Raw genomic sequence first — 15,750 nt, 5'->3', positions numbered from 1 at the left:
GTTTTGTGTTGATGGGATAAGAGTTGTAAGAGTTGGTTTAATTTATATAACTAATCAAATTATTGGATACGAATAAAAAAGTGGAATTCCACCTTAATTTTTCACTTAAAGTTAATTAGTAATATTTGTTGTGTTAAAAAGATTCGAATAAAAAAAGTGGAATTCCACCTTAATTCTTTGTATGAGGTTTTATTATGATAATCAAAAGGGATTACTATTTAAATCAACTAATAGACAAAAAAGGAAATGGTCGAGTCAAAATCATTACAGGAATAAGAAGATGTGGTAAATCATATCTATTATTTAATTTATACAAAGACTATCTTTTAGCTAATAAAATCAATGATGATCAAATCATAACAATAGCTCTTGATGATATTGAAAATCTTAAATATAGAAATCCTTTTGAATTAAACGATTATATTAAAAGTAAAATCAAAAACAAAGATCAAATGTACTATATCTTTATTGATGAAATTCAATTATGTGAAGCTGTAGCTAATCCATATGTACAAAGTAAAGAGAGAAGTGTAACTTTTGTTGATGTTCTTTTAGCTCTTATAAAATCTAATAATTTAGATGTTTATGTAACTGGTTCTAATTCTAGAATGCTTTCTTCTGATGTACTAACTCAATTTAGAGATCGTGGGGATCAAATCCATATAAATCCATTATCTTTTAAAGAAGTATATGATTTATATGAAAATAAAGAATTAGCTTTTGAACATTATAGTTTATATGGTGGGATGCCATATATTTATAGTTTATCAACACATCAAGAAAAGAATAAATATCTATCAACTTTATTTAATGAAACATATATAAAAGATGTGCTTGAAAGAAACAATATTAAAAATGAAAAAGAAATTTTAGAGTTGTTGCTTGATTTTGTCTGTTCTTCTGTTGGATCATTAATTAATCCAGCTAAACTATCAAGAAGATTTCTATTAGAAAGACAAATGAAAATATCTTCAAATACAATTCTAAAATATTTTAACTTCTTTGAAGAAGCATATGTTTTATATAAAGCAAACAGATATGATGTTAAAGGGTCAAGATATTTTTCTACTCCTTATAAGTATTATTTTGCTGATGTTGGTCTTAGAAATGCTAGATTAAATTTTAGACAAATAGAAGATAACCATATTATGGAAAATATCATCTACAATGATTTAGTTTCTAGGGGAGATAATGTTGATGTAGGAGTAGTTGAATACGATTCTAAAAAAGATAATACTAGAGTAAAAATTCAATTAGAAATTGATTTTGTTATTAATCTAGGGAATCAAAGATACTATATTCAATCAGCTTTAAATGTAGATACTAAAGAAAAACTAGATCAAGAAATAGCATCTCTTAAAAGAGTGAATGATTCATTTAAAAAGATGGTGATTGTAAAAAAGAAGATCATCCCTAGATATGATAATAATGGAATTTTATATATTGGTATAGAAGATTTCTTGTTGGCTGAATCACTTACTGATTTATAAAACTATTACTTATAAGTTTCATTAATTATTTTAGCTATTTCATAAGATAGCTTAACAGGTACTGCATTACCTATTTGTTTAAGAATACTAGATTTAGTTCCTAAGAAAATAAAATCATCTGGGAAGCTTTGTAAAAGAGCCATCTCTTTTGGTGTTAGAACTCTATTTAATTTAGGATGAATATGAACCCCACCATGATTTTCTTTAATAGTTGGTGATGGTTTATCATAATAAATTCTTCTAAATGCATCAGTGTAGTTCTTATATAAACTTTCACCTTCTTTAAGAGTTGACATTTTATTAATCATTGATTCTGAATGATTAGTAAAAATGTGATTAATTACCTTATTCTCTTTAGCTTGTTCTAGATGTGATATAGCATCTTTTGTGCTAACTGTTGGTAAGTTAACACTTCCTATTTTCTTTATAACTTCATCAACTTTATCTTTCTTATTAATTGGTGAAGCAATAAAAATTACTCTTTCTCTTTTTTGAGCTACACCAAACTTAGAACTATCAACAAGAATATATCTTGTATAATAACCAATTTCACTCATCTTCTTAATCATCTTATCAACAACTAATTCATTATCCTTTTCTTTAAAAGATAAAATACCTTTAACATTTTCTAGAACACATACATCAGGATGTAATCTTTTTATTACATCAATTGTATAAATATATAATTGGTTTCGTTCATCATCTATTCTTCTTTTTCCAGCTATTGAATAACCTTGGCAAGGAAAACCACCAATTACTAAACCAACCTTGTTAGCATGTTTAATTTCTAATTCTTCTCTAATTGATGTTGATGTAATATCTTTAGGAACTATTGTTGTTTTGAAATTATGATTATAAGTTTGTACTGCATCATTTCAAAATTCTATTGTATCAATGATTTCAAAACCATTTTGTACAAACCCCATTGTTAAACCACCTGCACCTGCAAATAAATCTACTATCTTTTTGTTTTTCATATTTACACCTATATAACCTATTAATCAATAATGGCTATATTGTATAAACAGAAAGTATACTTTTTATAATAATATAAAAAGTTGAAAAAGTGGATATTTTCATTCTTTTTGTGGTTTGAAAAAGAGTGTTAAATGGATGGTGGAGTAAAGTTAAAGTTAATATTCTCTGAGTTAAAAATGATTATTATGTTATTTAAAAGTATATTTAAATCATCTAATTTAGAAACTTAGTAGAATATCTTATTGACAAACTATAGATTTTAAATCGAGTATTAGGATATACCGCTTTAATAGCTAAAGAAACATCTTTTAAGCTGACATATGAAACAATTAGAATTTGTTTTTAACTAGTTTAAAATAAAAAAGATCGCTACAAGTGTAATGATGTTGGTGCCATTAAATCTATTATTGAAGTTTTTAAAAATTTAGATTTTTAAAGAATTATTTCTATATGAGCAATGGAAATGTGATGGATTATTCTTGCATATATAATAAATTAATATCTTATATGGTCAATTAGAAGATTTTGTTTAATAAATTAATAATAAACATATCAATATTTAAAATACTAAAGCAACAATAATAACGTACTAAAAAACACAATAATTAAAAATTTTACCTTATTTTATTTTAGGAATTTATAAAACGAAAATAAATGGCAAAATTTTGTTAAAAGTGTAGGATAATTAATAATAACAATGATGAAAGAGAATATGAAAGAGAATATGAAAGAGAATGTTTTTAAAAAATTAAATGGTCAATTTTATACAATAACAAACCCGTTTAAAAATAATTATTTTTTTAAATGATATAATAACATCAACAAAATTTGCCCAATTCAAGATCTGACTTTTTTGGAGCCGTTTGCTGGTTCTAATAATATTATAAAATTGATTGAATCATTAAACCTAGAACAACCAAAAAGTTGAAAATGTTATGATCTAAATTTGCCTGAGACAAATAATTGCCCTGAATTTGAAATAATTTGTCAGGATACAATTAAAGATTTCCCAAAAGGTTTTGCTGTAGCGATAACAAATCCTCCTTATCTAGCTAAAAACAAGGCAACACAATTGCAATCTAAAAATTTTGACTATAGTTTTGACGATCTTTATTTGAAAAGTTTAGACTTGATGCTCAAAAATGTTGATTTTGTAGCAGCTATAATCCCCGAATCATTTATAACTTCAAATAAATATCACGAGAGACTTTATTGCATAATTTCTCTTGAAATGAGAATGTTCGAAGACACTGATGTGCCAGTTTGCTTAGCATTATTTAATAAAGAACAAACAGAAGACTTTTTTATTGTTAAAAATAATATTAATATTGGCTATTATAAAGATTTGGGTGAGAATTTAATAACATATACGTCAAATATACCCTGAAAATTTAATGATCCTAACGGAAATATTGGTTTATATGGCGTTGATAACAATCAAAGCGAAAGTATAAAATTTGTAAAAGGATCTGAAATTAAAAACGAAAAAATAAAAACCAGTTCAAGAAGTATAACAAAGATTTCAGGTTTAAAATTTGAAAGCGAATCTGAGTTAGAAGCATTTATTAAAGAAGTAAATAAAAATTTAAAAAAATATAGAGATTCAACAAATGATGTGTTTATGACATCGTTCAAGTGCCTAAGAAAAGATTTTAAATATAGACGTAGATTAGATTTTAAAACAGCTAGAAATATTTTAAATAAAACTTATTTAGAGAACAAAAGCTTAAAGGCTGTTAAGGTGTAAAAATGAGAAATATATTTGAAGATGAAATAAAGGAAATGAGAACTAATAACATCAATGATGTTGTTAGAAATCCTGAAAAATATCAAGACAAGTTAAAGAAATATGCTGAAAGATACGATTTTGATTTGAATTATTTGCAACAAGAAATTTTAGAAAATGTTCATTTAATAAATCACATCGCTAAAGATCCTCAAAAACAAAATTTCCATGAAAAGCTAGTTGAAAAGTATATTAATAGTAACTTTGAAGAATTTGAAGAATTTGAAATATTACCTAAAAATAGTGAAAAATCTATTTACCTCTCAAATGGTTTAGTTGTTTCTCGTAATAATTTAACTACTAAGAATCATACAAAATCTATTGATTTTAAGTGAAAATACAAAAATTATATTGTTTATGCATCGCACAAATACACTAAAGACAGAGGTGGAGCACAGGATAATCAATATGATGATGTAAAATCATTTTTAAAACACGCAAGAGAAAATATAAATAAAGAAAATTTATTTATTGCAATATGTGATGGTGATTACTACCGTGAAAAGAAATTTCAGGAGTTAAGAAACTTGGTTATAGGATCTAGAAAATGCATCATATCTTCTGTAGATTCACTCAAAAAAGAGATTGATAAATGTATAGAAGATCAAGACGAAGAAGATAATAAATAAAATAGGTTAGTGTTGATACAAAATAAATCTTTAAATATTATCTATGTCGCCTAAATAATATGTCTAAAGCGGTAGCTTTTACGTTCACAATTTAAAAACTAAATATGTAGTGCAATAATATGTGTATTTATATAATTGGTAATAAACTATAGTCGCTTTGAAAATAGCTAATCACAAATCCTTATGGTTTTTGTTTGGAATTTTATTTAAATTTCTATGTAAAATAAACCTACTTTTGGAGTTATATCGAACATAAGTTCGTATCTTCCATTGTAGGTTTTTTATCTCAGTATAAGAATTAGGTAGGAATTTATTTCACTATTCTTAACCTATTATAGAGCAAGGGGGTGAATAGAAATTTACACAAATATTCAAAGAAAAAATGGAAAGAAATTAAAAAATCCGCAAATTTGTGTTTGTTTCTTATGAGAATCTTTTGTCTTTAGTTCTCTTTTTTGAGTTCAAATTCTTTATTTAAGATGTTGTATTTGTCGTGCATCTCATCATTTAATGAAAGAGCGATTGCTTTAGCCCCATCTAAATTGAAGCCTATAGAACTTAATGAAATTGTGTGTTGAAGAATTTTACCAGTTGCATTTAAAGTAGAAGAGACTTGCCCATTAACTTTTTTCACTTCATTACTTGGTGTTTTTATATAAACTGTAAAACTGGTATTGATATGTTTCTTTTCATTATCAGCAATTAAATCCACTTCAAGATTATTATCTTTAATTAAAATATTGTTAACACCATAGCCGTTTGTGATGTTGTAGCTTTGTGAATCATTTTTATACAACAATATCGTTTTATTAGGTCGTTTAAGTTCGATTCTTTTTAGTTGATAATGTCTATTAAGAGGAATATCTAAATTAACAACCAAACCATTGTCTTGTGGATTTATTAGCTTTACTTCTTTTTCGACTTTTTCATGTTCTTTAGCGTTTTTAAGATTGTTAATGCCTATTTGTCATTTTACAATATCGTCCTTATATGTAACATTAGGCATTGCTTGACCTTGATATTCAAAAACAAAAGTTAAGTATTTTCTATCATCACGTGTAATTAATTCATCTAAACCGGGTACATTAATTTGAACATCTCTAAAATCCCTATTCGCTAATGGGTGAGTTACACTAGCACTGATCAAAAACTTATTTTTATAAAGATATTTTTCTACATCAGTTAAATTAGCTACATCAGCAATATCTCTTCCGGTATTATCAGTAATTTTCTTAATAATGTATTTTTTATTATTATCTAAATTGTCTTCTTTACTTAAGTCAAAAGTAGCTATTAATCCATCATTAACTTTTGCAGTTAACTCAACTAACTGATCATCTGTTTCATTCCCTAAAGATAATTTAACAGTTTGATTAGCTAACTTAGTGTTATAAAATTTGATTGTTTTTGACTTATCTTCATTAGTGTTAACATCTACTGTTTTTATTTTTGATTGAATAGCAAGATTGGTTGAACTTATATCATTGTTAATAACATAAGCTGGTTTATTTGTTTTTAATTCTAGTTTATTAATTAATGTTTTTTCTGAATGATTTAAAAGTTCTTTTTCTTTTATAGAAAATTCAGTTAATGTTCATAATTTATTAGTAGAAAGTTTAGAAGTATCAAATATAAATTTGTCTTTTTCATACGAGCCTGTTGACTCTAAAGAAGTTCCTAAATCATCTTTAAATTTAGCAACTAAAACTTTTTGGAAAATTTTATTATCTGTTGTTTCGTATGGAAGTGAAAAAGATAAATAATTGTTAATTGTTTCATTGTTAGTTTTTAATTCTAATTTGTTATTAGCTACTTTAGCATCTGCATTTGATAGTTGAAAACTGTCTTTATATTTTTCATCTAATTGAGCATTAGGTACTACAACTCTTCGATTCTTTTCCAAAGTATCAATTTCGTTCGATTCAACACGATCTAAAGTATAAGTTTTGTTAGTTAAAACACCAACATTGAAACTTAATTTATTATCTTCTTTAGCTTGGGTTAATACTTTATATTCATCATCACTATTGTTATTATCTTTAAAAATAGCATAGTAGTATTCATTCTTCTTTATGTTTGAATTTTCAACTTCTAAACTAGTTTGTCCTGATGAATTAATAATAAATGGTTTTGTAAAAGTAGATGCATGTGTGAATTTAATTTGATTTATTGAAAGTTGTTTATCTGCTTCTTTGTCTTTTAATTGTTTAATTTGATAGTTTCCAGAACCTAATTGTGATAGATCAAAAGCAACTAAATTATCTTTGGATATGGCATCAAAATGGTGTGATTGATTACCGTCCAAATTAACAACTTCCAAAGTAAGTTGTTTATCATTAAACTCATCATCAACAGCAGTCTTGTATTCTAAACTATCGTTTGATTTTTTATATACAATACCATCACGAAATACTTTATTAATTGATGAAAGTTTAGATTCGCCTTTTTGGTTTAGACTTTGATCTGGATTATTATTTTGGTTTAAATTTTCTGTTGGTGTAGATGAATTAACTACTTTGTGAACATTTAATAAATCTTTAGTTTTATATTCTTGATTAATCAATGGATTTTGATCATTGATTTTCTTAAAAACTTTTACTCGCTTAATTAAATATTTAGAATCTAAATCAAGATTAGAAAACTGAACAACAACTTCACCACTTGAACTAATCTTATTTTTATCTGAACTTATAGAGTTGGCATTAGTTGTTGATTTAACTAAATCAACTTGTACAAAATGATCAGCATAAGCTTTATTAATTTTTAGTTTTAACCCATATTTTTGATTATTAGTTGGTCTTAGTACTTTTTCTACTATTTCTAGATTTAATTCACTTTTTAAAGTTGGATTAGTACTTCTTGCACAACTAGCTATTAATGTAGTTGTAATAGCTACTATCCCAATTGAAGCAAAAGCAAATATTCCTTTTCGTTTAATTTTCATTTAAATTCATCTCCGTATACTTCCATATAATTTATGAACTAACAAAATTAATAATTAATTAAGTTGTACATGCATTTTATATAGGTTAATATTATAAATAAAAATATCATCTAATCAACTATTTTAATAGCTATTTATCATTTGTTGTTTAATACAAATTATTGCCTAAATGTTGCATTTTTTCTCTTTTTAGTGTAGAATATCAACCCACAAAAGATTAGAAAGTGATTTTATGATGATAAATATTAAAAGAAAATTAATGATGGTATTTTTAGCATCATTAAGTACAATTACAGTAAGTAGTTTAATTGTTGCTTGTTCAAACAATAAATCAACTCAAAAGAGCCAAATTGAAAAACAAGAACAAAAATTAGATCAAAGCCAAGAATCTAAAACCACAACTCAATCATTAAGTATTAAAGATAATTCTAAACTTAGTTTAGTTAAAAGCAACAATCAATATAACTTGATAGTTAATATTAATGGTGATAATAACAAATACTTAGAATTAGTCTTAAAAGAAAAAGATAGTAATAAATTCATCAGATCAAATAACAGATCTAAGATCAACAATAACAAAGCTTCATTTGTTTTTAATAATTTAGATCCAAATAAATCATATCTATTAGATAGCTTTATTATCTATGAATCAAAAACAGCTGTTGATGGTGAACAACAATACTTAAATCAAGATATCAAAGATAAAGTAGTTAATATTAAGAATGAAATTGAAAAGTCAGATACTCCTTCGACTGATTCTTTAAATGAAGAAATTACAACAAATAAGACAGAGTCTCCAAAACCAAAAGTATTTAGTTTAAATGCCTTTGTTAATCAGTCGCTTGCTTCAGCTATTACCTTACAAGTATTTATTAATGGTTTAAGTGAAAATGAACGATTAGAAAATGTACAACCAAATAATAAGATAGTAACTTATATTGTTAACACCAAGGATCAACTAGATACATTGTATTCAACATTAAAAGAAAAGAATGAACAAGTTTACAATAATTTAATCAACTCATTATTTGATAAATACAAATTTAGCAAAAACGATCAAACAACTAGCTGAGAAACTATAGCTAAATTCTTTGAAGACTTAATAAAAACAGAAACCGAATTAGTTAAACATAATACTGAACTACAAAATCAAGAACGATTAAAGGTTTTAGTAAACAAACCAAATACCAAGATTAAAGTGTTTAAATTATTCATTAATCAAAACAACAAATTAGAAGCTACTTTAGTAGGTGCTGTTCATGATGTTTTAAGTAAGCTAAAGAATAAACAATTAGTTTTCAAATTCAAATTCCCTAATGAAGAAACAGTTAGAGGAATGAATACAGTAAATATTTCTAACATTGAAATCTTCATAAACCAAGATCCTGTTGATGTTAAAGTTGTAGGTAGTGAAACTCTAACTAAAAGTGGAGAATACACTATTACTCATGTATATATCAAAGATCCTAATAAACAAGTAGATAATATTGATGAAGCTAATTTATTAGCTAATCCATTCAAAATAACTAAAGCATAAAATAATCTTTTAGTTAACTATTATAATTCCAACTCATAGCTAAATAGCTATGGTTTTTTATTGGGGTTGATTTAATAAAATTAGCTAAATAAAAACTAATGGCAACACACTACCATTAGTTCTATATAGTATTTATTTAAATATATTGAAAACTAAGCGTTATCAACCATTTCATCATATTCTTCAACTAAAAGATCATCAAATTCTTGATCAACTTCAAGTTGGATATAATCTTCTTTTTCTTTCTTTTCTAAGATATCTTCTTCAAATAAGATATCAACTAAAACAACTGGATTTTTCTTTCTTCATTTTCAAACAGTTGATCTTATTTCTTCAGCTATCGCTTTAGTTGTTTTATTAATATTAAAATCATTACCATTTAAATCTTGAGAAAGAATTGTTTTAGCAGATGTTGATAAACGATTAATTAAGTTAATTGAATCTCGTGCATAAAAACATCCACGAGTTGTAATTGTTGGTGATAAAACAGCTTGTTTTCTTGTTTTAGAACCAATTAATGAAATTGAGATAACTCCATCATTTCCTAATTCAAACCGTTCTTTTAATAATGAAGCAGCATGTGTGCTTATATCATTACCATTAATGTAGTTAGGCGTTGCATCAACAATGATGTCGCTTCTACTTAATACACCATCAAGTAATTGTAATTTTTCACCATTAACAGCAATGATTACATTCTCTTTTTTAAACCCAATGTTCATTGCGTTTTTTTGCATTGCTCTTAACATTTTATATTCCCCATGGATTGGGAATAAGTATTTTGGATTAACAGCTTTAATCATCATTTGTAATTCACTTTGTGTAGCATGTCCTGAAGCGTGAATCTTCTTACTTGGTGTATTTTCATAAACTGTTACACCTAAACGATAAAGCTTATTAACCATTACTTCAACTTGACTTCAGTTTCCTGGAATTGGATTTGATGAAAGAATGATTGTATCCGAAGGTTTTAAAGTAATCTTAGAGTGTTTACCATTTGCCATTACATTTAAAGCAGCCATTGATTCACCTTGTGAACCAGTTAAAATAACAGCTATTTCATTATCAGGATAATTCTTTAATTCCTTACTTGAAATAAAAGTTGTTTCAGCTACTTTTAAATATCCTAAAGCACGACTTGTTTTAACATTTGCTTCCATTGATTTGCCAATGATACAAATCTTTTTATTCATTTTAACAGCTACATCAATGATTTGCTCAACCCGACCTAAGTTAGAAGCAAAAGTTGAAACAAAAACTCGCCCCTTTGCTTTACTCATATAATCAGCAATATTTTTAATTACAAAACATTCACTAGATGAAAATCCAGGTACTTCAGCACTTGTTGTTTCAGATAATAAAACATCAATACCACGAGCTGAAATTTCAGCAATCTTAAATAAATCAGTTTGATCTCCAGCAGTCCCAAAATCAAATCTAAAATCACCAGTTGATACTACATAACCATTTGGTGTTTTAATACAGACACCAAATGAATCAGGAATCGAATGACACACTCGATAAAAATCAACTTCAAAATTCTTTGTTTTAAACATCGTTTTATCTTCAAAAACAATGATTTCTGGTTTCTTTAAATCTTTGTACTCACCAATTTTTCGTTGAATTAATTTTGCTGCAAGTGGTGGTGCATAAATCTTTTTAATTGGCACTTGTCTTAATAAGTGTGGTATTCCCCCAATATGATCCTCATGCCCATGAGTGATTACTAATCCACTTATTCCTTTGTAATTTTGAACTAAATAATCAAAATTAGCAACCGTTCCATCGAACCCTGGCATTGTTGCATTTCCAAACTTAATTCCAGCATCAACAACTAAAATCTCATCATCATGTTCAACTACATATGTGTTTTTACCAATTTCTTCTAGCCCACCAAGAGCATAGATATATGTAGGAATCTTTTTATTATTCTCCATACAACTCCTTTGTTTATTATTAATTAAATATTATTCTTTTTAATTTAAAAACAAAATCTAAAAATCTTGTTTATTGATTGATAAATATATCTTTTTGATCTAACACATCAATAACTAAAATCATTAATTAATGATGTAATAATATAATTTTAGTAGATTTATTTATAAATATGACAATTAATAACCAAAATATAGTTAATATAACTAAGTTTAAATGTTTATTCTTATAATATTATTAATATATTAAATAAAGGTTAATAGTATGCTTAAACATCCTTATTTGTTCATTGATTTAGATGGCACCTTACTAACTAAAAACCAAACTATTTCTAAATATAACTTAGAAGCTTTAGATAAATACACAAAAGCTAATGGAACAGTTGTTCTATCAACTGGAAGATCATTAGCTAACACTTTAAAAGTAGTTAGCTTAATAAAAAATAAAATCAACTACCAGATTCAATATATTTCTTGCTTCAATGGTGCTCTTATTTATGATTGTATTAATCACAAAGTTCTATCAGCTAAATTAATTGATTCAGAAATCTTAACTAAGTTGTTTGATTTTACTAAAACAAACAACTTAGGGTTTTGACCATATAACCAAACATATATTGATGAAATGACTATTCAATTATTTAATATTTCCTATGCTTGATTAATTAAACTTTATTATACAAGCCATATTGTTATAAAACCTAAACAATATGATCCAATCAATGATAAGGTTTATAAAGTTAATATCTTACCTAATGCCCTTTATAAAAAACTAAATAGTTCAATATATCAACAACTTAAAGAACTGTGTAATAATCAAGCAACAGTATCATATACTTCAAAACACATTATAGAAATTACACCCCAAAAAACAGATAAAGGAGAAGCAATGAAATTCATTGCTAAACTTCTTAATACTAGCTTAGATCAAATTGCTTGTATTGGAGATAGTTCAAATGATATTCCAATGTTTAAAATAGCTAATCTAAGTGCAGCTGCTAAACTTAAAAGAATACATATTAAAGACTATGTTGATTTAATAATTAACAAAAAGAAACACAAAGATTCTGTTGGTATTTTTATTAATCAATATTTATTAAATAATCATTAAAGATATAATTAAAAAGTCCTTAAATAAGGATTAAGTAAGAAATTAATGCCCGTTAAGCAAAAAAGCTTGACGGGCTTATTATTTTTATGTATAATTGTTAGGTTGTCTAAAATTGATTAGACGTCGTCTATTTATATAAATAACTAACTTAAAAGAGGTGAAAACATTGGTAAGAATTAGATTAACACGTGTTGGTACACACAAGCGACCATACTTTAGAATTGTAGTTATGGATGCTAAAGCTAAAGCAAATGGTGCTTACATTGAAAACTTAGGTCACTATAATCCAATTGATGGAAAAGTTGTTTTAAATAATGAACGTACACTTGAACAACTAAAGAACGGTGCTCAACCTAGCGATACTGTAAAAAGCATTTTATCTCAACAAGGTGTATGAAAAGAATTCACTGCACTTAAAGATGCTAATAAAAAACGTAAGGCTGAATTAAAGAAAGCAAAATAATTTGCTACATGAAAATTAGTATTTTAACAATCTTTAGTGATTTGTTTGCAACTTGACTAAATCACTCAATTATTAAGAATGCAATAGCTAATCAACATGTTGAAATTGAAATCATTGACTTTAGAGCTTATTCTAAAGATAAACATAAAAAGGTTGATGATTATCAATATGGGGGCGGACCTGGAATGGTTTTGTTGCTTCAACCAATTGTTGATGCAATTAGAGCCATTAAAACAGAAAATTCAATTGTAATTTTAACAAGTCCAAGGGGTTCTGTCTTTAATCAACAAATAGCTGTTGATTTAAAATCTAAGTATGATCATATTATTTTAATAGCTGGTCATTATGAAGGTTTTGATGAGCGAATTAATCATTACATTGATGCAACAATTAGTATTGGTGATTATGTTTTAACTGGGGGAGAAATTCCTTGCATGATAATAGCAGATGCTATTGTTAGATTAATTGATGGAGTTATATCAAGTGATAGTTTAGTTTCTGAATCATTTAATAACTATTTACTTGATTATCCGGTTTATTCAAAACCAGTTGAGTTCGAAGGATATAAAGTGCCTGATGTTTTATTATCAGGTCATCATAAAAATATTGCAACTTATCGCTTAGAACAACAAGAGTTAATTACTAAACAAAATCGTTTTGATTTATACACAAAATATATTAATAATAAAAGGAAGGTGTAAAATATGTCAGTTATGAAAATTAATAAGGGTGAAATCCTAAATTACGTTAACTCAACACAGTTAAAAAAAGATATTCCTTATTTCAGTTCTGGGGACACGGTTGTTGTTCATAACCGAATTCGTGAAGGTAAAAAATCAAGAATTCAAAAATTCGAAGGTGTTGTGCTTCGTCGTACTGGTTCTGGAGCTAGCGAAACTGCTATGGTTCGTAAGGAATCTGATGGCGTGGGTGTTGAACAAATCTTTAGCATCCACTCACCACTTGTTGAAAAAATTGAAGTGTTACGTTATGGTAAAGTGCGTCGTGCTTACATTTCATATATGCGTAACCGTTCAGGTAAATCTGCAAGAATTAAAGAAATTAAAAATAAATATAAATAGTATGAACGATCTTAAAAAGCAACAGTTAGTATAATTAATTGTTGCTTTTGTTTCATTATTAAACAAGAAAAATTGCTGAAAGGAGTTGGTTTAGTTGGAAGAAAATAAAAACAAATCTAAATTTAGTTTTAGTAAGTGAGTTAAAAAGAATCCACAGCGTACAAATGAATTATTAAAAAGAACAAGTAGAATCAACACTAATCAAACAATGATTCATGAACCAAATGGTGTACAAATTGAAAAAGTACGTTATAAAGCTGGTTTATTGAAGTTTGCTAGTTTATATACTACTAAACGGATTTGAATTCGTTATCTAGCGATTGTTGCTTTTTCTTTATTAACAGGTTTACTTGGTTTAGTGCTTGTACAAAACACAGGAATTTATTCTCCTGGAATTACTGGTCTATCACAAGGAATTGCTCGGCTTGCTCAATCTATTATCATTACATCATCAAATGATGCTTATAATGCAAAAATAGCTTATGATATTTTATTCTGATTATTAGTTGTTTTTATTAATGTTCCTTTACTAATTTTTGCTTATTTTAAAATTGGTAAACACTTTGCATTAATGAGTTTAGTTTATATTTTAACGGCTCAAGTCTTTGGGTTTATTATTGCTCAAATTCCTAATACAGATAAAATTATGATTTTTGGTAATAATAAACTTGCTTATCCAACTATTGATAACTTCTTTACCAACTCCTTATTAGATAGAGATGTAACAGCAAATTTAGCTAATAAAACACTTAGTTTTGACGCTATTAAAAATGAAGCTATTAAACAAGAATTTATCAATTTTTATAACGCTGAACAAGCTAAAACAAGTAATGTAATCTTACGTCAATTCTTTGATCATTTTAAGAGTGCAGAAGCTAAAGATGCTTTATATGACTTTAGTAAACCATTATATGAATATCATTTACTAATTGAAAACAAGGTTCAAGTTCTACCTTGAACAGATCCTGCTCAAGCTCCTAAAATTCCTTCAATTTTAGTGTATGCTTTTGTGTATGGTATCTTAGATGGAATCTTTATGGCAACAGTTTATATTGCTGGTGGTTCATCTGGGGGAACTGATATTGTTTCATTCTTTTATTCAAAGAAAAATGGTAAACCAATTGGTTCAATTCTAACCTACTTTAATGTATTTACTTTATTATTAGGTATTATTCTAGGTTCATTTGTCCCAGGAACATTAATTGATAAACGATTTGTTGATGTGGAATTATTCTTTTCACCAAATATGATTGCATCAGTCATTGCTTCAATTTTATTAGGGGTACTATTAAATGCTTACTTCCCTAAACATAAGAGTTTAAAGATTGATGTATATGCTAAAGATATTCAAAAAGTTATTGAAAATCTACGAAATCATGATTTTAATAATTCAATCACAATTTCTCAATCAGTTAGTGATGCTTCAATTAAAGTTAATCAATCACTACAAACAATCTCTCCTTATGTTGAATTCCCTAATGTAATTAGATTAGTACGAGAAGTTGATCAAGACTGTTTAATTGTCGTTAGTCCGATTGTAGGGATTGATGGTGAAATGGTAATGCGAAAATCAATTAACTAAATTATTTATATTAACTCTTTTCATTAATTGAAAAGGGTTTTTATTTTTATACTTAAGTAAGAAAAGTGCTTTAAAATGTAGCTTTTGAGTTGATTGTTTTTCTCTTTTTTGGTAATTTCTTGGATATATTTGTATATAGAATAAAACACAACTAACCGGAACATCCAAGCCAAAAGCCCCTTTTTTTTTTTTTGCAAAAGAAGAAAAAGTTTTT

General features: G+C 26.6%; 13 protein-coding genes. 9 read left to right on the top strand and 4 right to left on the bottom strand.

The window, feature by feature from the left end; genetic code table 4:
* Window positions 1–194: 194 nt before the first annotated feature.
* Complete coding sequence (locus UDIV_RS03610; RefSeq protein WP_038103436.1) at window positions 195–1,490, top strand: ATP-binding protein; 1,296 nt, start codon at window positions 195–197, stop codon at window positions 1,488–1,490.
* A 5-nt stretch (window positions 1,491–1,495) separates the two neighbouring features.
* Here UDIV_RS03610 and UDIV_RS03605 read toward each other — a convergent pair whose 3' ends face one another.
* Window positions 1,496–2,467, bottom strand: coding sequence for a DNA cytosine methyltransferase (locus UDIV_RS03605; protein WP_038103433.1), 972 nt, complete (start codon window positions 2,465–2,467; stop codon window positions 1,496–1,498).
* A 713-nt stretch (window positions 2,468–3,180) separates the two neighbouring features.
* Here UDIV_RS03605 and UDIV_RS03600 point away from each other — a divergent pair.
* Both UDIV_RS03600 and UDIV_RS03595 read left to right on the top strand, forming a co-directional pair.
* Window positions 3,181–4,215: a DNA methyltransferase family protein gene (locus UDIV_RS03600; protein WP_197021678.1), complete on the top strand. Its 1,035-nt coding sequence runs from the start codon at window positions 3,181–3,183 to the stop codon at window positions 4,213–4,215.
* Window positions 4,216–4,217: 2 nt separating this feature from the next.
* The gene (locus UDIV_RS03595; RefSeq protein WP_038103421.1) at window positions 4,218–4,883 is read left to right on the top strand and encodes a hypothetical protein; all 666 of its coding nucleotides are present in this window, start codon (window positions 4,218–4,220) and stop codon (window positions 4,881–4,883) included.
* 442 nt (window positions 4,884–5,325) lie between these two features.
* On the opposite strand, the gene UDIV_RS03590 is transcribed toward UDIV_RS03595, so the two are convergent.
* Window positions 5,326–7,827, bottom strand: coding sequence for a hypothetical protein (locus UDIV_RS03590; protein ID WP_038103418.1), 2,502 nt, complete (start codon window positions 7,825–7,827; stop codon window positions 5,326–5,328).
* 235 nt (window positions 7,828–8,062) lie between these two features.
* Here UDIV_RS03590 and UDIV_RS03585 point away from each other — a divergent pair, with 235 nt between their 5' ends.
* Window positions 8,063–9,364, top strand: a complete 1,302-nt coding sequence (locus UDIV_RS03585) for a hypothetical protein (RefSeq protein ID WP_197021677.1) — start codon at window positions 8,063–8,065, stop codon at window positions 9,362–9,364.
* 152 nt (window positions 9,365–9,516) lie between these two features.
* Here UDIV_RS03585 and UDIV_RS03580 read toward each other — a convergent pair whose 3' ends face one another.
* A complete protein-coding gene (locus tag UDIV_RS03580) occupies window positions 9,517–11,301 on the bottom strand; it encodes a ribonuclease J (RefSeq protein WP_038103413.1) in 1,785 nt (594 codons plus the stop codon).
* Window positions 11,302–11,563: 262 nt separating this feature from the next.
* On the opposite strand from UDIV_RS03580, the gene UDIV_RS03575 reads away from it, so the two are divergent.
* From UDIV_RS03575 to UDIV_RS03555, 5 genes are all read left to right on the top strand, one after another.
* Window positions 11,564–12,409, top strand: a complete 846-nt coding sequence (locus UDIV_RS03575) for a Cof-type HAD-IIB family hydrolase (RefSeq protein ID WP_038103409.1) — start codon at window positions 11,564–11,566, stop codon at window positions 12,407–12,409.
* A 157-nt stretch (window positions 12,410–12,566) separates the two neighbouring features.
* The gene (gene rpsP, locus UDIV_RS03570; RefSeq protein WP_197021676.1) at window positions 12,567–12,872 is read left to right on the top strand and encodes a 30S ribosomal protein S16; all 306 of its coding nucleotides are present in this window, start codon (window positions 12,567–12,569) and stop codon (window positions 12,870–12,872) included.
* Between the two features lie 8 nt (window positions 12,873–12,880).
* Complete coding sequence (gene trmD / locus UDIV_RS03565; protein ID WP_038103403.1) at window positions 12,881–13,573, top strand: tRNA (guanosine(37)-N1)-methyltransferase TrmD; 693 nt, start codon at window positions 12,881–12,883, stop codon at window positions 13,571–13,573.
* A 3-nt stretch (window positions 13,574–13,576) separates the two neighbouring features.
* Window positions 13,577–13,954 (top strand): 50S ribosomal protein L19, encoded by a 378-nt coding sequence (gene rplS, locus UDIV_RS03560; RefSeq protein WP_038103400.1) that lies wholly within the window; start codon window positions 13,577–13,579, stop codon window positions 13,952–13,954.
* A 94-nt stretch (window positions 13,955–14,048) separates the two neighbouring features.
* Entirely contained in the window at window positions 14,049–15,536 is a 1,488-nt protein-coding gene (locus tag UDIV_RS03555; RefSeq protein WP_038103398.1) for a YitT family protein, read from the top strand.
* 23 nt (window positions 15,537–15,559) lie between these two features.
* On the opposite strand, the gene UDIV_RS04740 is transcribed toward UDIV_RS03555, so the two are convergent.
* Window positions 15,560–15,750 (bottom strand): hypothetical protein (locus tag UDIV_RS04740; RefSeq protein WP_231428088.1); only part of this gene is annotated, 191 nt, incomplete at its 5' end.

Origin of the sequence: Ureaplasma diversum NCTC 246 (assembly GCF_000731915.1) — a bacterium.
GTDB lineage: Bacteria > Bacillota_I > Bacilli_A > Mycoplasmatales > Mycoplasmoidaceae > Ureaplasma > Ureaplasma diversum.
The sequence above is the reverse complement of the archived record's forward strand: the minus strand, read 5'-3'. Positions and strand labels throughout refer to the sequence as shown.